At 59.6% G+C, this 18,357-nt stretch carries 18 protein-coding genes; all 18 read left to right on the top strand.

What is annotated here, in order from left to right; genetic code table 11:
- Positions 1-48 precede the first annotated feature (48 nt).
- The gene (gene purE, locus GEOBRER4_RS17270; RefSeq protein ID WP_185243300.1) at positions 49-555 is read left to right on the top strand and encodes a 5-(carboxyamino)imidazole ribonucleotide mutase; all 507 of its coding nucleotides are present in this window, start codon (positions 49-51) and stop codon (positions 553-555) included.
- Positions 556-645: 90 nt separating this feature from the next.
- Positions 646-915 (top strand): cytochrome c3 family protein, encoded by a 270-nt coding sequence (locus tag GEOBRER4_RS17265; protein ID WP_026842143.1) that lies wholly within the window; start codon positions 646-648, stop codon positions 913-915.
- Positions 916-1,089: 174 nt separating this feature from the next.
- Complete coding sequence (gene resB / locus GEOBRER4_RS17260) at positions 1,090-2,448, top strand: cytochrome c biogenesis protein ResB (protein ID WP_185243299.1); 1,359 nt, start codon at positions 1,090-1,092, stop codon at positions 2,446-2,448.
- Positions 2,449-2,507: 59 nt separating this feature from the next.
- Positions 2,508-3,356 (top strand): c-type cytochrome biogenesis protein CcsB, encoded by an 849-nt coding sequence (gene ccsB, locus GEOBRER4_RS17255; protein WP_185243298.1) that lies wholly within the window; start codon positions 2,508-2,510, stop codon positions 3,354-3,356.
- Positions 3,357-3,416: 60 nt separating this feature from the next.
- Positions 3,417-4,370, top strand: coding sequence for a cytochrome c3 family protein (locus GEOBRER4_RS17250; RefSeq protein ID WP_226377824.1), 954 nt, complete (start codon positions 3,417-3,419; stop codon positions 4,368-4,370).
- Entirely contained in the window at positions 4,360-5,415 is a 1,056-nt protein-coding gene (locus tag GEOBRER4_RS17245) for a glycosyltransferase family 2 protein (protein ID WP_226377823.1), read from the top strand. Before GEOBRER4_RS17250 ends, GEOBRER4_RS17245 begins: the two co-directional genes overlap by 11 nt.
- Positions 5,416-5,532: 117 nt before the next feature.
- Entirely contained in the window at positions 5,533-6,477 is a 945-nt protein-coding gene (locus GEOBRER4_RS17240; RefSeq protein ID WP_085815011.1) for a glycosyltransferase family 2 protein, read from the top strand.
- A complete protein-coding gene (locus tag GEOBRER4_RS17235; RefSeq protein WP_185243296.1) occupies positions 6,470-7,648 on the top strand; it encodes a glycosyltransferase family 4 protein in 1,179 nt (392 codons plus the stop codon). Before GEOBRER4_RS17240 ends, GEOBRER4_RS17235 begins: the two co-directional genes overlap by 8 nt.
- Positions 7,649-8,071: 423 nt before the next feature.
- Positions 8,072-8,677, top strand: coding sequence for a winged helix-turn-helix transcriptional regulator (locus GEOBRER4_RS17230; RefSeq protein ID WP_185243295.1), 606 nt, complete (start codon positions 8,072-8,074; stop codon positions 8,675-8,677).
- Between the two features lie 21 nt (positions 8,678-8,698).
- Complete coding sequence (locus GEOBRER4_RS17225; RefSeq protein ID WP_185243294.1) at positions 8,699-9,040, top strand: hypothetical protein; 342 nt, start codon at positions 8,699-8,701, stop codon at positions 9,038-9,040.
- A 27-nt stretch (positions 9,041-9,067) separates the two neighbouring features.
- Positions 9,068-10,402: a flippase gene (locus tag GEOBRER4_RS17220; RefSeq protein ID WP_185243293.1), complete on the top strand. Its 1,335-nt coding sequence runs from the start codon at positions 9,068-9,070 to the stop codon at positions 10,400-10,402.
- Positions 10,403-10,421: 19 nt separating this feature from the next.
- A complete protein-coding gene (locus GEOBRER4_RS17215; protein WP_185243292.1) occupies positions 10,422-11,225 on the top strand; it encodes a class I SAM-dependent methyltransferase in 804 nt (267 codons plus the stop codon).
- A 7-nt stretch (positions 11,226-11,232) separates the two neighbouring features.
- Positions 11,233-12,603 (top strand): DUF362 domain-containing protein, encoded by a 1,371-nt coding sequence (locus tag GEOBRER4_RS17210; protein WP_185243291.1) that lies wholly within the window; start codon positions 11,233-11,235, stop codon positions 12,601-12,603.
- The gene (locus GEOBRER4_RS17205) at positions 12,600-13,679 is read left to right on the top strand and encodes an ATP-grasp domain-containing protein (RefSeq protein WP_185243290.1); all 1,080 of its coding nucleotides are present in this window, start codon (positions 12,600-12,602) and stop codon (positions 13,677-13,679) included. The genes GEOBRER4_RS17210 and GEOBRER4_RS17205 overlap by 4 nt, the downstream gene beginning before the upstream one ends.
- A gap of 7 nt (positions 13,680-13,686) precedes the next feature.
- Positions 13,687-14,844 carry a glycosyltransferase family 4 protein gene (locus GEOBRER4_RS17200; RefSeq protein WP_226377822.1) on the top strand — a complete coding sequence of 386 codons (1,158 nt, stop codon included), beginning with the start codon at positions 13,687-13,689 and terminating at the stop codon, positions 14,842-14,844.
- Between the two features lie 16 nt (positions 14,845-14,860).
- The gene (locus GEOBRER4_RS17195) at positions 14,861-16,057 is read left to right on the top strand and encodes a glycosyltransferase family 4 protein (RefSeq protein WP_226377821.1); all 1,197 of its coding nucleotides are present in this window, start codon (positions 14,861-14,863) and stop codon (positions 16,055-16,057) included.
- Position 16,058: 1 nt separating this feature from the next.
- Positions 16,059-17,033, top strand: coding sequence for a glycosyltransferase family 2 protein (locus GEOBRER4_RS17190; protein ID WP_185243288.1), 975 nt, complete (start codon positions 16,059-16,061; stop codon positions 17,031-17,033).
- The gene (locus GEOBRER4_RS17185; protein WP_185243287.1) at positions 17,030-18,232 is read left to right on the top strand and encodes a glycosyltransferase family 4 protein; all 1,203 of its coding nucleotides are present in this window, start codon (positions 17,030-17,032) and stop codon (positions 18,230-18,232) included. Before GEOBRER4_RS17190 ends, GEOBRER4_RS17185 begins: the two co-directional genes overlap by 4 nt.
- Positions 18,233-18,357 lie beyond the last annotated feature (125 nt).

Genomic DNA, 18,357 nt, shown 5'->3' with positions numbered 1-18,357 from the left:
GAAAAATGGCTAGGGGTGAAAAACGAAAGGTTTCCCGGAGATTGAAAAATGACTGAACCGACCGTACTGATTCTGATGGGAAGCGATTCCGATCTCTCCACCATGGAAGAGACCACCAAGGTCCTTTCGGAGTTCGGCGTCCCCTACGAAATCCACGTCTCTTCGGCCCACCGCTCGCCGGTGAAAACCGCGAAACTTGCCTCTGAGGCTGCCGGGCGCGGCATCCAGGTGATCATCGCCGCAGCCGGCATGGCCGCGCACCTGGCCGGCGTCATCGCCGCCGAAACCACTCTCCCGGTGATCGGCGTACCGATGACGGGCGGAGCGCTCAACGGCGTCGACGCGCTCTACGCCATGGTACAGATGCCTGGCGGCATACCGGTCGGCACCATGGCCATAGGCAAAGCGGGCGCCAAGAACGCCGGGCTCTTCGCCGTGCAGATCCTCTCCCTGGCCGCTCCGGAGCTGCGCGCGAAGCTCGTTTCCTACAAGACGAAAATGGCCGAAGAGGTCGAGCAGAAGGACCAGGCTCTTCAGGTGTCAAGGCGGGGCTAGAGCGGCCTTCTCAGTGATTTTGCTTGACAGAAGGGCCGGGGTTGTATACTTTCGAGCCGCACATATTTTAAATTTATGGAGGGACTCCTAATGAAGAAGATTGTCGCTGCAGTAGCTCTGACTCTCGCATTTGCTGTTTCCGCAATGGCCGCAGACAGCGTCGTTTACCCCGCCAAAAACGGCAACGTAACCTTCAACCACAAGGCTCACCAGGGTAAAAACGAGTGCAAAGTATGTCACGGCGACGGCGCACCGGCGAAGATCGCTATCAACAAGGAAGCGGCTCACGGCAAGGCATGCAAAGAGTGCCACGCAGCCAAGGGCGGCCCGACCAAGTGCGGCGATTGCCACAAGAAGTAATGCTCCTCTAAGAGGATGATTGCTGGATTTAGGGGCGACAGGTATCCTGTCGCCCCTTTTTTGTTACCCCCCCCATTGTATTCGCAATTTTTATTTTGCGCTTATTGTCAATTTGACTATAATGGCTCGCCTGACTATAACCAAGCTGTACGATCACCTTTCCGGGAGACGGCCTTGACAACGAACAAACGCGGATTTGCACAAGAGGTTTGGGATTTTTTCTGTTCCTTGAAACTTTCGATTTTCCTGCTGATTGGCCTGGCACTGGTCTCGATCATCGGTACGGTGATACCGCAGGGACCTCAACGTGAATACCTTGCCACTTTGAGTGAGACCAAGATCAAACTCTACAGTTCCCTTGGCTTCTTTGACATGTACCACTCATGGTGGTTCATCCTGCTTCTGTACCTCCTCACGCTGAACCTGATCTGCTGCTCCATCAAGAGGCTGCCGCGCGTATGGAAGGTCGTTTCCGAGCCGGTCAAGGTGATGGACGACAACTTCGAGAAGAGCCTCTCCAACGTGAAGGAGTTCAAGCTCAAGGGGTCGAAGGAGGAGCTGAAGGACAGGATGGTCTCCTTCCTCAAGGCGGAGTTCGCAGAACCCGTGATCACGGAGCAGGGAGGCGAGTACCACCTCTTCGCCCAGAAGCACCCGTGGTGCCGGCTTGGCGTCTACGTGGTGCATCTCTCCATCATCATCGTCTTCATCGGAGCGCTGGTCGGCTCCTTCTTCGGATACAAGGCCTACGTTAACATCCCTGAGGGTGGTTCCGTGTCGCAGGTGCAGACCAACAGCGGCAAGGTGATCGACCTCGGCTTTGACGTGCGCTGCGAGAAGTTCTCGGTCAGCTTCTACGACACCGGCGCTCCCAAGGAGTTCAAGAGCATCCTGAGCGTCACCGACAAGGGGCAGCCTGTCCCGGGCCTGCAGCACGTTCCCATCATCGTGAACGACCCGCTTACCTACAAGGGGATCACCTTCTACCAGTCCAGCTACGGCCAGTCCGACGAGGGTGTCTCCTACTACCTCACCGTGCGTAACCGCAACGGCGGCCAGCCGGTAAAACTCAAAGCGCGCCAGGGCGAGCGGCTGGCACTTCCGGGCGGCGCCTTCGTTTCCGTCATGGAAGCGACCATGGACGTGCGTCCCTTCATGAGGGGTTTCGACGGCCCCGGCGCACAGGTTGAATTCACCCCTGCCGGTGGCAACCCGCAGCCGTTCGTGATCCTCTCCGACAAGTACGAGTCTTTCAACGCCCAGCACGGCGGCGACCTGGTGCTGACCTTCGACGGGATGGACCAGAAGTTCTTCACCGGGCTGCAGGTCGCCAAGGACCCCGGCGTATGGGTGGTCTGGCTCGGCTGCTTCCTGATGGTGGTCGGCATCTGCATGGCCTTCTTCATGTCGCACAAGAGGGTCTGGGCTCGCGTTTCCGATGCGGGCGTCACCCTGGGGGGCTCCGCCAGCAAGAACCCCACCGGTTTCGAGATCGCTTTCGACGAACTGGTGGAAAAACTCAATAAATTATAGTCTAGGGGGGAATGCCCCCATCACCGCGCTAACAGAATGATGACCGGAGGGTAATACCGATGTCCAGTTCCTCGCTGTTCAACGTCACCATGATCGTTTATATGGTTTCAACCTGCATATTCTTCGCGTTCCTTGCCTCGCGCAACAAGACGGTCGGGGCGCTCGGCACCTACGCTGCTTTGTTCGGGTTCGCGGTACAGACCGCGGCCATCGGCATGCGCTGGAAGGAATCCTACGACATGGGGCATGGCCACGCGCCTTTGTCCAACCTGTTCGAGTCGGTGGTCTTCTTCTCCTGGACCATCGTGATGATCTTCCTGTTAATCGACTTCAAGTACAAGTACCGCGCCATCGGCTTCTTCGTCATGCCTTTTGCGCTGTTCGGCATGGCCTGGGCCCAGTTGAGCCTGGACAGCAACATCGAGCCGCTGGTCCCCGCGCTGCAGAGTAATTGGCTTGTGTACCACGTCATCACCTGCTTCCTCGGCTATGCCGCCTTCGCGGTCGCCTGCGGCATCTCCATCATGTACCTGATCCGGGAGCGGATGGAGCAGGGTGGGGGCAACGCCCAGGCCGGCGGGCTTCTTTCCATGTTCCCTTCTATCAAGATCCTGGACGACCTGAACTACAAGGCGATCATGATCGGTTTCCCGCTTTTGACCCTGGGGATCGTCACCGGCGCCGCCTGGGCCAACTACGCCTGGGGCACCTATTGGAGTTGGGACCCGAAAGAGACCTGGTCCCTGATCGTCTGGTTCGTTTACGCAGCCTTCCTGCACGCACGCATCACCCGCGGTTGGGTCGGCCGTCGCGCCGCCATCCTTTCCGTCATCGGCTTCGCGGCAACCATCTTCTGCTACCTGGGCGTAAACCTGTTCCTTTCGGGTCTGCACAGCTACGGCAAATAAAAAGGGCAAACTGAGGCCATGCGACACTCCCTCTGGACACGTCCTGCAGAAGCTCCGGTAATGTTCGTTCTTGGCGCCATCCTGATGCCGGATGCCGCCCGGGCCGATTTTACCTGCAGCATCTGCCACAAGGACCTGGTCCAGGGGAGTGTGCCGCACAAGCCGGTCGCGGCGGGGCGTTGCATGGACTGCCACAAGCAGTTCAACGACAACCACCCGCTCGGCAAGGACAGCATGGAGTTCAAGGTCCCCAAGCAAAACCTCTGCGCCGGGTGCCACCCCCACGTCGTGAAGAAGAAGTTCCTGCATAAGCCGGTGGGAACCGGCGAGTGCACCGGGTGCCACATGGCCCACAGCGCCGATGTGAAGTACCTCCTGAAGGACCGCTCCCCCGAGCTTTGCTTCCGTTGCCACGCCCGCGAGCGTTACACCGGTGTCTTCACACATGCGTCGGTCGCCAACGGTGAATGTCTGGCCTGCCACGACGCACACCAGGCCGACGGCAGAAGCCTTCTCAGAAAGCCCGGCTCCGAGCTCTGCTTCCTGTGCCATGACGCGAAGCTTTTTACGGGGAAATCGGTGCACAATCCGGTTGTCGCGGGGGAATGTGTCAACTGCCATGCCATCCACGGCTCCCCCTGCCGTAAGCTGCTCAAAGGGGACTACCCGACGGAGCTGTACCGTCCGTTCAACAGCGACGCCTTCCCGCTTTGCTTTACCTGCCACGATCCCGCTCTTGCCGAAGCGCCCAAGACGGACCGGATCACCAAGTTTAGAAACGGCGACCGCAACCTGCATGCCGTCCACGTGAACAAGCCCGGGAAAGGTCGCTCCTGCAAGATGTGCCACAACCCTCACGCTGAGGTCCAGGACCGGCTCATCTACCCGAAAGCCTACGGCTTCGGCAGCTGGGAGATCCCGATCAAGTTCGAGGCGACTCAAACCGGCGGCGGCTGTTCCGTCGGCTGCCACAGGACACTCCGCTACGACAGGGTGAACCCCGTTGTCCAATAGCCCCCCCCCCGACGTTCCTCTACCCGGGGGAGATCTTCAGCCGGCCCTGCGGTCCGACCCTGCGGCGCTCCCCAAGTTCTCCATCATCATACCGGTGAAGCCGGGGGGCGAGGTGCGTGCCCTGGCCGGCGTGCGAGAGGCGGCCTATCCGGACGACCTTTTCGAAGTGCTGGTCGCCTACGGCTGTCAGCCCAGCGTGCAGAGAAACGTCGCCGCCCGCGAGGCCAGGGGAGAGCTCCTCTATTTCCTGGACGACGATTCCCTGGTCGCACCTGACTTTCTTGTCCGGGCGGCGGCCCACTACCGGGAGGCGAAGGTCGCGGCGGTAGGAGGTCCCTCACTCACCCCTGCCACCGATTCGCCGCTGCAAAGGGCGATAGGGATCGCCTTCACCTCTCCGGTTGGCGGCGGCGGGGTGCGCAACCGATATCGGAAGAGCGGGAGCGCCCGGTACAGCAACGACAGCGAGCTGATCCTCTGCAATCTAAGCTTCAGACGCGACATCTTCCTCTCCCACGAGGGGCTGGACGAGCGGCTCTACCCGAACGAGGAGAACGAGCTGATGGACCGGCTGCAGCAGGAGGGAAACCTGCTGGTGCACGACCCTGAACTTGCCGTGGTGCGCAGCCAGCGCAGGACCTATCGCGCGTACGTCAGGCAGATGTACGGTTACGGCCGGGGACGCGGCGAGCAGACCCTGATCTCGGGCAAGGTGAAGCCGGTCTCCCTCGCGCCGTCGTTGTTTCTAATCTACCTCCTGTCGCTCCCGTTCCTCGTAGCGGGCTTGGGAGGGGGCTTTTATTTGTTGCCGCTTCTTTGCTACCTGATCTTGGTTGCCACAGCCTCAGTTGCCGCTACCTTCACCCAGGGCGACCTGTCGCTGCTCCCCAGGCTGTTGCTGGTGTTTCCGACGCTTCACTTGGTCTACGGCGCAGGCGTTTTGCGCGGCCTTGCCCGTCCCCGTTACCGGGGTGGCAAGCAGACCCACTGGGATGTCGAAGTGAGGCGGGTGAAGGCCTTCGCGGATAGCGAGATTTGTAATTGAAGGTCGAACGTTGAACCTTGAACGGATTTGAACGTTGAACGCAGAACGTTGAACGGATTCTATGAACGTTGAACCTTGAACCTTGAACTGGTTCTTTGGATTTTTTAGGAGAAACCTGTGGATCTCAGCATCGTAGTCCCGATTTACAACGAGGAAGACAACATCCCGATTCTGCATGAGCGGGTCACCGAGGCGCTGGGGGATACCAACCTCGAGTACGAGCTGATACTCGTGGATGATGGCTCTTCAGACAATTCCTATTCCGGTTTGAAGCGCCTGGCCGCGAAGGACGACCGGGTCAGGGTGATCCGCCTGCGCCGCAATTTCGGGCAGACCGCAGCCATGGCAGCCGGCTTCGATTCCGCCTCAGGGCGCGTGGTCATTCCCATGGACGGGGACCTGCAGAACGATCCCTTGGACATCCCGCTGCTTTTGGCGCGCATCGACGAGGGGTATGACGTGGTCTCCGGGTGGCGCAAGGACCGCAAAGACACCTTCGTGAACCGCAAGCTCCCTTCCATGCTTGCCAACGGCATGATCTCCAGGATGACCGGCGTGCATCTGCACGACTACGGCTGCACCCTGAAGGCCTACCGCCGCGACGTGCTGGACGATGTGAACCTTTACGGGGAGATGCACCGCTTCGTTCCCGCGCTCGCCCACCAGGTCGGCGCCCGGGTGACCGAGATGCCGGTGCGGCACCATGAAAGGCTGCACGGCAAGAGCAAGTACGGCATCTCCCGCACCATGAAGGTCATCCTCGACCTGATGACGGTCAAATTCCTCCTAAGCTACTCCACCAAGCCGATCCAGCTCTTCGGCCGCTGGGGGATCTACACCCTCGCCGCAGGGTGCCTGAGCGGCGCGGCCACCGTCTACATGAAGTTCTTCGAAGGCATGAGCATGAACCGCAACCCGCTCCTGATTCTGACCGCGTTCCTCCTCTTCATGGGGGTGCAGTTCATCGTCCTTGGGCTTTTGGCCGAACTCTCCGCCCGGACCTATTACGAGGCGCAGGGAAAGCCGATCTACAACATCAAGGACAAGCTCAACTTTGGCTGAGCGGCCTTTGCGCGTACTGGTGCTGGCGCCTACCCCGTTCTTCGCCGACCGGGGGTGCCACGTCCGCATCCTCGAGGAGGCGAGAGCCGCCATGGCCTGCGACGTTGAGATGCGCCTGGTCACCTACCACATCGGCAACGACGTCCCCGGCATCCCCACGGAGAGGATCTCAGGGTTCTCCTGGTACAAGAAGCTCGAAGCCGGTCCATCCTGGGTCAAGCCATTCCTCGATCTGCAGCTCCTTTTCAAGGCCCTCAAGGTAGCGCGTCAGTTCAAGCCGCACCTGATTCACGCCCACCTTCACGAAGGCGCCTTCTTCGGCGCCTTTCTCAAGATGCTGATCCGAGTCCCTATGCTCTTCGACTGCCAGGGAAGCCTCACCGCCGAGATCACCGACCACGGCTTCGTCAAGCCCGGTTCCCTGCTGCAGCGCTTCTTCGCCACCCTGGAGCATTGGATCAACCGCAGCTCCGATTTCATCGTCACCAGCGCTACCCCGACCGTGGATCTGCTCTTGTTCGACGGCGTACCGAAGGAGCGGGTCCGGGCGCTCATCGACGGCGTCGACACCGGCGTCTTCGCTCCCCAGCCCAAAGAAGAGATCCGTGCCCGGCTCGGGCTGCCGCAGAAGCGTCCCGTCGTCGTCTACCTGGGGCTGATGAACAGCTACCAGGGGGTCGACCTGCTCCTGGAGGCCGCGGCGAACCTGAAAGGGCAGGGGGCGAAACTGCATTACCTTATCATGGGGTTCCCTGAGGCTGCGTACCGGGAGAAGGCCGAGGAGATGGGGGTCGACGACATCATCACCTTCACCGGCAGGATCCCGTACAGCGAAGCGCCTCTTTATCTATCTGCAGGAGATTTGGCGGTCTCGCCCAAGGTCTCGCTCACCGAGGCGAACGGCAAGCTGTTCAACTACATCGCCTGCGGGCTTCCCACCGTCGTCTTCGACACCCCAGTCAACCGCGAGATATTGGGAGATGCGGCGTTGTACGCCAAGTTCGGCGATGCGGCGGACCTGGCCGGCGCCATAGGTCGGCTGGCAGGCGACCGGGAGTTGAGGGAAGTGCTGGGAAAGGAAGGGCGCGAGCGCGCCATAGCCCTCCATTCATGGCAGGCAAGGGGGAAGGAGCTCGTTGAGATCTATGAATCCCTTCGCAAGGACATCTGAGACACCTGATGACGGAGAGCGACTTAAGGGGTGTGCAGGTATGCTGCGGCGGTGATCCGAATTCGTCATATCTGAATCCAATTCGTCACATCCGAATTCAATTCGTCACATCCAAATCCAATTCGTCACATCCAAATCCAATTCGTCACATCTGAATCCGAATTCGCCATATCCAAATCCAATTCATCAAATTGAAATCCAATTCGTCACATCTGAATCCGAATTCGTCATATCCAAATCCAATTCGTCAAATTGAAATTCAATTCGTCACATCCAAATTCAATTCGTCACATCTGAAAAAAATATGACGCCTTCGACTTCGCTGCAAAATCAGGGGAGGTGAGAAGCCCCCAGGTTTTCTCGGCGGCTGATGGTCTTAGTTTTTGATTGAAAATCCGCTCATTCTATACTACTGTTCAGCCCATGAACGGTGACGACGAAAAGGTTTTAGACACTTATCGCTCTTTCCTCCTCCTCTCGGAGATCTCCGGCGATCAGCAACTCTCCCAGCGCGAATTGGCCAAACGCCTCGGCATCGCCCTCGGCCTGGTCAACTCCTACCTGAAGAACCTGGTAGCCAAGGGGTTCATCCGGGTCAACAACTTCCCCAAGAACCGTTACGCCTACCTACTCACCCCCAAAGGTTTCGCCGAAAAAAGCCGCCTCGCTTACCAGCACTTGAGCTACTTCTCCGGGCTTTACACCGTGGCGCGCCAGGACTACCTGAAGCTGTTCAAGGGGATGGCGGCCCAGGGAGTGAAAAGCGTGGCCTTCTGCGGCATAGATGAGGTCGCCGAGATCGCCTATCTCTCCCTTAAAGAGGCGGGTATGAAAATGGTGCTGGCCATGGACACCGAGAATGCCGGCGCGAAGTTCTTCGACCGGGCCGTGGTCACTCCGGCCATCGCCCTTTTGTCAGGCAACCACAACATCGTGATAACTTCCTTGAAACGCGGCGAAGCCCTGCGCGAGGAACTTCTCAGGATGGGAGTCGAGCCCGGGCGGATCTTTCAGGCGGCGCAAAAGTAACCTCATAGTCAGGAGTGTGAAATGAAAAAGGAGCACTTTGAAATACTGCTTGAGGAGATGAACAGCAAGTTCAACCTGGTTCTCGAAGGTCACGCCGCGCTGGACAAGAAGTTAGACGCCAAGTTCGACGAACTGAACGAGAAGATAGAGCAAAACACGTTCATGATCGGAGTGGTCAACGACAGCTTGAGCAAACGGATCGATGAGCTCGATGGACGCCTAGGCAATCGCATCGATGAACTCGATGAGCGACTTAGCACCAAGCTCGATGCCGTCGCAGCTGATTTGTCTGAGCATCGCGCTGACACTGAAGCGCATCATGGGATGTACCGCGTGAAGGAAGACGATCCGGAATACAAATAGCGGCAGGTCGAGAAGAGAAAGGAACAGATGAATCAGGGATGGGTCAGCTATCTTCCGGCGTTCCTCAGAAAGAAGGTCGAGGGAAGGCAGGAACTGCAAAAAGTACTAACCAATACCGGCTGGCTCTTTGGCGACCGCCTGCTCCGAATGGGGGTGGGGCTCTTCGTCGGCATCTGGATCGCGCGCTATCTCGGCCCCACTCAGTATGGCCTGTTGAGCTACGCGTCGTCCATGTGCGCCGTATTCTCTGCAATAGCGATACTTGGGCTGGACGCAATAGTCGTCCGCGAAGTGGTGAGAGAGCCCGAGAGGGAACAGGAGATACTGGGAACGGTCATGACCCTGCGGCTGGCCGCAAGTCTAGCCGCGTACCTCCTTACCGTAGGTGCAACCTTCTACCTGCGCCCCGATGATCGTCTCTCACAGGTGTTGGTAGCGGTCATGGGATGGACCCTGATTTTCGGCTCCTTCGACACCATCGACCTCTGGTTCCAGTCGAAAGTCCAATCGAAGTACGTCGTCTACGCCAAAAACTCGGCTTTCATCATCTCCTCCGCTGTCCGGGGGGGGCTGGTTCTCGCCAAGGCCCCCTTGGTCGCTTTCGCGGCCGCTAACTCGCTCGAATTCGGGCTGGCAGCTGTGGGGCTTTGCTGCATGTACCGGCACAACGGCCAGTTCATCAGCAGGTGGCGGGTCAGGCTGCAACTTGCTTGGAAGCTGCTTTCGGACTCCTGGCCGCTGCTTTTGTCCGGCATAGTCTTCATGGTGTACCTGCGGATCGACCAGATCATGCTCGGGCAGATGTCCACTTCTCATGAACTTGGCGTCTACGCCTCAGCTGTGAAGATTGCGGAGATCTGGTTTTTTATACCCACCGCCATAGTGTCCTCCGTGTTCCCCAATATCATCAGGGCGAGAGAGACAGACGAGAAAGAGTTCTACGGCCGGCTGCAAAAGCTTTACAACCTGCTCGCGTTCCTGGGTTATGTCATCGCCATTCCCACGACGTTTTTGGCCGGCATTGTCGTCTCGCTCTTCTACGGTGAAGCATACTCATCCGCAGCGCCGATGCTGGTTCTCCTTATTTGGAGCGACGTCTTCGCCAACCTCGCCGTTGCAAGGAACGCTTTCCTGATGGCGATGAACTGGACCAGGGTTCTCCTTGTCATGACCTTCCTGGGGGCTTTGGCAAACATCGCTTTAAACTATTTACTGGTGCCGAAGTACGGCGGGGTTGGGGCCGCCGCCGCCTCGGTCATTTCTTACTGGGTAGCCGGGCACGGCGCCTGCTATCTCTATAAGCCGCTGCGCAGAACAGCCGGCATGATGACGCGGGCTTTTGTTTATCCCAGATTTTGGTAACACTTCCGAGGACGCTTAAATGAACGAAAAACCTGTAACAGCGGCTTGGTCACCAGAGAGCATCAGGAGGTTCTGGAACTACCAGGGGCAAAAAACCCAAGTCGAAACGGAATATTTTTCCTTCCAGGTAGTTGATGCCCTTGCGAACCTGCTGCAGCGCGCTCATGCCACCCCGCGCCAGGGAAACATCCTGGATTTCGGCTGTGGGCCGGGTTTCCTGCTGGAGCGACTGCTGACTTCGGGGGCGGATTGTTACGGGTTCGATTTCTCGAATGCGACGGTAGACAGGGTCAACGCAAAGTTTGCGGCCATCAGGAACTGGAAAGGGGCGATCTCATCTACCCAGCTTCCGGTGGGGTACCAGGACAACTTCTTCGATTTCATCTCCTGCATCGAGACTTTGGAGCATTTGCTCGACGAGATGCTGCCGGATACGCTGACGGAGTTGTCCCGTCTCTTGAAGCAGGACGGAATTGCCTTTTTTACCACGCCCTTCAACGAAAACCTCTCCGAAAGCTTGATTTACTGTCCCTTTTGCAATCACGAATTTCACAAGGTGCAGCATGTGAGGCGGTTCACCCGCGAAAGCATCACGGATCTTCTGAAGCAGTACGGGTTCGAGGTTCTTTACTGCGAGGCAATCGATCTGCTGGCGTTGCAGGGCGAGAAGAAGATTACCCGGCACTCTTTCAAGAGGGCCGGGAAGTTTTTCGTCAACACGCTTCTCGACCTGGTAGCTCCAGTAGCGGCAAAGGATGGCAGGCTCTACCTCCCACGATGTGCCCCCGGCCCGAACCTTTGTGTTCTCGCCAGGAAGTTGTGAGGCCCCTATGCTAGAGAGCTACGTTGCTGTAAGAAAAGCGCCTGCAGAGTCACTTGCCTCTCCTTATGCGGACCTGGAATCCCTGCAGGAGATGATTCGCGGGCTGATTCGGGACGCAGGCTTCGGTGCTGACGACGGCAGTGACCCCTTCAAAAGGATCATAGAGCCGGGGATGACCGTGCTTCTGAAGCCAAACTGGGTGCTGCACAAGAACTACAGCGGGCAGGGAAATGACTGCCTGGTAACGCATCCAAACCTGATCCTTGCGCTGCTGACGGAAATCGAAAAGGCGAAGCCCGGCCGTGTCATCATCGCTGACGCGCCTATCCAGGGGTGCGATTTCGATCTGCTGGTGCCTGCCGGGTGGCGGGAGCAGGCAAAAGGCCTTCTGTCCTGCCCCGTGGACATAATAGATCTCCGCCGCACCGTCTTGCGCAGCGAGGGCTTCACTGCAGGTCAGGACCAGGATCTCCGCTCCGAGGATCGCTACACGCTGTTCGATCTTGGCGCAGACAGCCTGCTGGAACCGGTTTCTACTTCCGACAACAAGTTCCGCATCACCTGTTACGATCCCGATCTCCTGGCAAGGCATCACCGTCCGGGCACGCATCAGTACCTGTTGGCCAGGGAGCCCTTCGAAGCGGATGTCGTCATCAACCTTCCGAAGATGAAGTGCCACAAGAAGGCCGGGATCACCGGGGCCTTGAAGAACATCGTCGGGCTGAACGGCAATAAGGAGTTTCTCCCGCATCACAGGGTTGGAGGCCATGGCGTCGGAGGGGATTGCTATCCCGGCAGGTCGGTCCTGAAATCCATGGCTGAGCGCTGCTACGATGAAGCCAACCGTGCCATAGGGACGCCGGAATGCGAGCGGTGGTTGAAGCGCTCCGGCCGGCTGGTGCGTCTGCAAAGCATCGTAGGAAACCCCGAGATCGAGGGGGGGTGGCACGGCAACGACACGGTGTGGAGGATGACGCTGGATCTCAACCGTTTGCTCCTGTACGGCCGTGCGGACGGCACTATGTCGGAAACCCCGCTGCGCAGGATATATTCGCTGACCGATGCCATCGTCGCCGGCGAAGGGGAAGGACCTCTGGCTCCCCGCCCGGTTCAGATGGGAGTGCTTACCTTCGCGACTTCATCTGTCTTCGCGGATATGGTCAGCTCGGCGCTGATGAATTTCGACTGGCGCAAGGTTCCGACGCTGCGTGAGGCTTTCGGCGACTTCCGCTACCCCCTCACCTCGCTAGATCCCGGCTCTTGCCGGGTCATCTGCGATGGCGAGGAACTTACCCCAGAAGAGGCCGGAAGGCGCTTCGGAAGGGAATTCCAACCGGCGGCCGGATGGCGTGGTCACATCGAGCGGAGCGGCAAATGAGAATCGGGATTAATCCGGACCGAGACCGGGCATTTTCGGAAAAATGGCAGCAGTTTCTTGTCGAGCAGGGTGTGGAAGCGGTCCTTTTGGACCTGCTCGCCCCTGATGCCATAGAGCAGGCGAGGTCGTGTGACGGTGTCATGTGGCGCTGGTTCCATATCCAGGACGACAAGCAGTCCGCGAAGGTCATACTGCAGGCCATCGAGAGCTGTCTGAACCTCCCAGTTTTTCCCTCGATAGCCACTTCTTGGCATTTCGACGACAAGGTTGCTCAAACCTACCTTTTGGATGCGCTGGGGGCGCCCCAGCCGCAAGCATGGGTCTGGTGGGAGAAAGAGCGTGCCGTCGAGTGGGCCAAAAGCGCCGACTACCCGGTCATCTTCAAGCTTGCCACTGGCGCCGGCTCATCCAATGTGCTGAAGCTGGAGAGCGCTGCTGAGGCTGAAGAAATCATCGAGCTGATGTTCGGCCGTGGGACCTTTCCTATGACGATGAACGAGTACCGCCCCTCGTTCCTCCCCAAGACACGGCGTCAAGCGAAGGAGCGGGTGCGGCGTTTCATCGACGCAGCCAGGCACGTCGTCACCGGCGAGTTCCCGGCCCTGCCGGACCAGTGGTGGAAACCGGAGAAGGGGTACGCCTTTTTTCAGGAGTTTCTGCCTCATAACGAATTCGACACCAGGGTTACCGTCATTGGCGACCGCGCCTTCGCCTTCCGGCGCATGAACCGTCCCGGCGATTTCCGCGCCTCTGGAAGCGGCAACATCGATTGGAGCCCTGAGGCTATCGACCCCGCCTGCCTGGAGATCGCACTGGAGGTTTCCTCTAAGGCCAACTTCCAGACCATGGCCTACGACTTTCTTTACAAGGACGGCAAACCTGTCATCTGCGAAATCAGCTACACCTTCATCGATGCCGCCGTTCACAAGTGTCCCGGACATTGGGACCGCGATCTGAAATGGCACGAGGGGCAGATGTGGCCTCAGCAGGCACAGGTGGAGGATTTTATCGCGGAGGTAGCAAAGCGGGGCAACGCCGGCTCTGCTAATGGGGCGGCCGGGTCAGCGAAGGGGTGAGAGCGTGGTGACCTCTTCACAAGAGATGCTCCGGGGGAAGAAGGTCGTCTTCGTCTTTGGCAGCCTCGACCTGGGTGGCTCCGAGCGCCGCGGCCTGCTGTTGGCGGAGTACCTCCAGGCGCAGGTGGGGGCCGCGGTGCAGGTGGTCGGCCTCAACCGCACCCCGGGGAAACTCTCCGCCCTCTGCGACGGGCTGGGGATTCCCTGGCGCGGCGTTTCGTTTCATTGGGGGCTCAGGCGGCGCATCCCTTCCTTTTTGAGGGCGGTGCTGGCTCTGCGCGCTGCTGCCCCTGACATCGTCTTGTCGTACACGCGCGTGCCGAACCTTGTCTGCGCCTGGGGAGCGAGATGGATCGGAGCGAAGCTGTTGATCTGGAATCAGGCCGACGAGGGGCTGCTGTTGAACGGCTCCCTGCCGTTTCGCCTTGCCGCCTGCGTTCCGCACTGCTTCATCTCCAACTCGACCAGGGGGCGCGATTTCCTCTTGGAGACCTACGGTATTGCCGCCGAGCGCGTGCACCTGGTTCACAACGGCATAGCCCTCCCCGCCGCCAGGACCTCGCGCGATCAGTGGCTCAGGGAATGGGAAATCCCTCCTGGCGCGCCGGTCGTCGGCATGGTGGCGAACCTCAGCGTGTACAAGGATCATGAAACGCTGCTGAAGGCGTGGGCTCGCGTCGTTTCTTCCGCCTGGGAGCATCCACCGGTGCTGGTATTGGCCGGGCGTGGCGACGGGGCCGAGCAAGGGTTGCAAAAGCTCGCGGCGGAACTTGGCATCACGGCGCAGGTGAGGTTCGTCGGTCCAGTTGACGATGTGGCTGGTGTGCTTCAGGCGCTGGATCTCTTCGCCTATTCCTCCCGCAGCGAGGGGGTCCCGAACGGGGTGTTGGAGGCGATGGCTTCCGAAGTGGCCGTCGTGGGGACCGACATCCCCGGGATAAGGGAAGCCGTGGGCCCGGAAGGGGGTCTGCGCCTGGCGCCGGTAGCGGATAGCGGGAAACTGGCGGAACTGATCGTCGAGCTTTTGCGGGACGAGGTAAAGCGGCGGCAGCTGGGCGCGGCGTTGCGGCAAAGGGCGGAACAGAGTTTCTCCCTGGAAAAGATGTGCCGCAGATCGACCGATATCATAGCCGGTGCTCTTGCCGAGAGCCTGGGTGAGAAGTGATGCAAGGGAGTGCCGGATGGCGATGACTGCTTCCGAAAAAGACATGCTGGCGATGCGTATCAACGGCAGCGCCGCTGTTCGATACGGTGTGGCGCTGGGAAAACTGATCGGGCGGATGCTGCCGGTACGCTCCGGGTCGCCCCTGTTCTTTTTCTTCCCTTTCTTTCATGTAGGGGGGGCGGAGAAGGTGCATGCCGCCATCGTCAACTGCTTTGCCGCGGAGCGCCCCTGGGTCTTCTTCACCAAAAAGTCGGCCAACGACGGGTTCCTGCGGCTCTTTGGAAAACAGGCGCGGCTGTGCAATTTCTGGTCGCTCCTTAAGTACGGTTACCCCCTGAGCGTCGGCGTGATGGCCGGATTCATCAACAGGCAGCCGCGGCCGGTGGTATTCGGCAGCAACAGTCTCTTCTTCTACCTGCTGGTCCCGTTCCTGAAGCCAGAGGCGCGCTGCATCGACCTGATGCACGCCTTTGGCGGCGGCTCCGAAAATTTCAGTCTCCCCGTTGCTGAGCGGCTCGCTGCCAGGGTGGCCATCAACGGGAAAACAGCCGCCGACCTGAAGGAGCAGTGCCGCAAGCAGGGACTGCCGGAAAACCTGGCAGGCCGCGTGACCCTCATAGAGAACTCGGTGACGGTGCCGGACTCGCACCCCGCAAGGGCGACACGATTACCTTTGAAGGCCTTGTACGTCGGAAGGGGATCCGAGGAGAAACGGGTTCACCTGGTGGGACGCATCGCTGTGAGCTGCAAAGAGCAGGGACTTCCGATCGAGGTCGTCGTTGTAGGAGACGCCTTGCACGCTGTGGCCGAAGAGGATCGGGGCTTTTGCACCTTCCTAGGCGAGATCGCCGCGGAGGACGAACTGCGGAGCATCTACCGGGACTGCGACCTGCTGCTTTTGACCTCCACCCGGGAAGGGTTTCCCATGGTGATCATGGAGGCGATGGCGCAAGGTGTGGTTCCGGTTTCCACCGACGTCGGCGGCATCCCGGTCCATGTCTCCTCGGGGCGCAACGGCTGGCTCGTCTCCGCGGGGCAGGGCGAAGACGAGATCGTCGAGGAGATGGTTGGCATCATAGCCAGGATGTGCCGGGAGAGGGAGTTGTTGAACACGATGTCAGCCGCAGCCTACGAATACGCCCGTAAAAACTTCGGCGGCGAGCGGTTCTGCTCCTCGTACCGCTCTTTGCTTCTTGCTGCCGGGGGGCAGTGACATGACCGGAACTTCGCGTCTGCAGATGTCGATCCTGATCCCGGTCTTTAACTGGGACCTGTCCCTGCTGCTGCCGAGCCTCGTGTCCGAGATAGACCAGTTCCAGTTGGGTGAAAAGCTGGAGGTGATCGTGATCGACGACCATTCCAGCGACGGTTCGCTGCGCTCTTGCAATGAAACCCTCCTCGCCGGTCTGGCAAAGCCCTATCTTAGGCACAGCATCCTGGAGCGTAACCTGGGGCGGGCTGCCATACGGAACCTCCTTGCTGCCGAGGCCTCCGGGGAGTTCCTGCTGTTTCTCGACTGTGACGTCCTTCCCGACGCTCCGGACTTCATCCGGAGCTACCTCTCCTTTGCCGATTCCGGCGACTTCGACGTGGTGACCGGGGGTATCAGCTACCGCACCAGGGTCCTTGACGGCCATGAGTTCGACTACCACGCCTACCTCGGAGGGAGGAAGGAAGTGAAGCCTGCGGCGGTGAGGAACCTAGAGCCGTGGCGGCATATCCTCACCTCGAACATCATGGTCAGGAAGAGTGTTTTCATGGCGACCCCCTTCGACGAGCGGTTCACCGGCTACGGCTATGAAGATGTCGAGTGGGGGGCGCGGTTGGCGGAGAGGTTCAAGATCCTGCACGTCGACAATACAGCCTCCCACCTGGGGCTGGTCACCAAGGCGCGGACCTGCGAGAAGATGCGCAATTCGGTCTCCAATTACCTGCTTTTGAAGTCGCTTCGCCCCGAGGCGTTCCACGCCTCTTCCATCAGCAAAGTGGTCCGCTTGCTGGAGTCCGTGCCCGCGCCGCTATTGGCCGGGATGGACCGGCTGCTGAAAAAACTGTTCCTTTATAGCGGCAGCAACCGCCTCTCCTTTCTCTTTTTTCAGCTCGATTTTGCGGTATTGCTCGCGTCTGCACGTAGGGGGCGGCAGTCTGACTTGCCATCCTCAAAGCCTTCGCAAGGGAGGAAACCTTGAAGATCGTCTTTCTGGCGCCTTTCGGCATCCGCCCCAAAGGAACCCTCATCGCCCGCATGCTTCCGCTTGCCGTCGAACTGCAGAGGGTGGGGCACGAGGTCGTAATCGTGGCGCCTCCCTACACCAACCCCGAGGATTCGGGAAAGAGCGAAGTTGTGCGGGGTGTGCGGCTGGTGAACGTCCTCCTCGGGCCGAAGCACAAGGCGCTCGCCGCCCCCTTCCTCGCCTGGCGCATGCTGCGAGCGGCACTGGCCGAGAAGCCGGACCTGGTTCACCTCTTCAAGCCCAAGGGGTACGGCGGCATCGCGGGGATGCTCCTCATCTCGCTGCAGCGCCTGGGAATCAGGATGCCGCCGCTTTTCCTCGATACCGACGACTGGGAAGGCGAGGGGGGAATGAACGACCTGCACGACTACTCCGGGGTCGAGAAGCGCTTTTACCGCTTCCAGGAGCAGTGGATCAGTAAAAATGCCGTTGGGGTGACGGTCGCGAGCCGGGAACTGGAGCGGCTGGTAGCAGGGATGGGGATACCCGGGGAGAGGACGCTTTACCTGCCCAACTGCGTCGCGGCGGCGCCCGCAGTCGACGGGGCAGGGGCCCGGGCCAGGCTCGGCATCGCTTCCGACGCGCCGGTTGTCCTTCTCTACACCCGGTTCTTCGAGTTCAGCCAGGAGAAGCTGCACTACCTCTTTGGGGAACTGTTCAGGCAGATGCCGCAGGTCCGCTTCCTGGTGGTGGGGAAGGGACGCCACGGCGAAGAGGACCTGCTGGTGAAGGCGGCAAGGGAATCCGGTTTCGAAGCAGCTCTTGCAATGGCCGGATGGGTGGTCCCTGAGTCGATACCGGACCTGCTGGCGGCCGGGAACGTCGCCATCTACCCCTTCGCCCAGACCCTGGTGAACCGCACCAAGTGCCCGGCAAAGCTTACCGAGATACTTCTGGCCGGGACCCCCGTGGTCGGCGACCGCGTCGGTCAGTTGGCAGAATACATCGACGACGGGCGCTCCGGCATCCTGTGCGACCCGGACGACTGGCGGCAGATGGCGGATGAGACCCTGGCGCTTTTGCGCTCGCCGGAAAGGCAGCGGCAGATGGGGGAAAAGGCGCGCCTTTACCTGCAGGAAAACTTCAACTGGAAGGATGCGGCGCTGCGCCTCGACGCTTTCTATGGGAGGGGCGCCGGCGTCTCGACGAAGTAACCACCCCCCTTCAGTCGCGGGGCAGCTTACCGTTGCACAAATCTGTAAATATGTGGATAATGCGGCGCTGGAATGATTTGTGCCCCCGCTTCAGGGGGATTCTTTTTGATTTTTCCGCAGTTAAA

Origin of the sequence: Citrifermentans bremense (genome assembly GCF_014218275.1) — a bacterium.
GTDB classification, from domain to species: domain Bacteria; phylum Desulfobacterota; class Desulfuromonadia; order Geobacterales; family Geobacteraceae; genus Geomonas; species Geomonas pelophila.
The sequence above is the reverse complement of the archived record's forward strand: the minus strand, read 5'-3'. Positions and strand labels throughout refer to the sequence as shown.

Bases quoted from the DNA above. Each gene is read 5' to 3' on its own strand.
- GEOBRER4_RS17250 (WP_226377824.1), top strand. From the start codon at position 3,417: ATGTTCGTTCTTGGCGCCATCCTGATGCCGGATGCCGCCCGGGCCGAT.
- GEOBRER4_RS17210 (WP_185243291.1), top strand. From the start codon at position 11,233: ATGCTAGAGAGCTACGTTGCTGTAAGAAAAGCGCCTGCAGAGTCACTT.
- GEOBRER4_RS17190 (WP_185243288.1), top strand. From the start codon at position 16,059: ATGACCGGAACTTCGCGTCTGCAGATGTCGATCCTGATCCCGGTCTTT.
- GEOBRER4_RS17230 (WP_185243295.1), top strand. From the start codon at position 8,072: ATGAACGGTGACGACGAAAAGGTTTTAGACACTTATCGCTCTTTCCTC.
- ccsB (WP_185243298.1), top strand. From the start codon at position 2,508: ATGTCCAGTTCCTCGCTGTTCAACGTCACCATGATCGTTTATATGGTT.
- GEOBRER4_RS17265 (WP_026842143.1), top strand. From the start codon at position 646: ATGAAGAAGATTGTCGCTGCAGTAGCTCTGACTCTCGCATTTGCTGTT.
- GEOBRER4_RS17220 (WP_185243293.1), top strand. From the start codon at position 9,068: ATGAATCAGGGATGGGTCAGCTATCTTCCGGCGTTCCTCAGAAAGAAG.
- GEOBRER4_RS17205 (WP_185243290.1), top strand. From the start codon at position 12,600: ATGAGAATCGGGATTAATCCGGACCGAGACCGGGCATTTTCGGAAAAA.
- GEOBRER4_RS17215 (WP_185243292.1), top strand. From the start codon at position 10,422: ATGAACGAAAAACCTGTAACAGCGGCTTGGTCACCAGAGAGCATCAGG.
- purE (WP_185243300.1), top strand. From the start codon at position 49: ATGACTGAACCGACCGTACTGATTCTGATGGGAAGCGATTCCGATCTC.
- GEOBRER4_RS17225 (WP_185243294.1), top strand. From the start codon at position 8,699: ATGAAAAAGGAGCACTTTGAAATACTGCTTGAGGAGATGAACAGCAAG.
- GEOBRER4_RS17195 (WP_226377821.1), top strand. From the start codon at position 14,861: ATGGCGATGACTGCTTCCGAAAAAGACATGCTGGCGATGCGTATCAAC.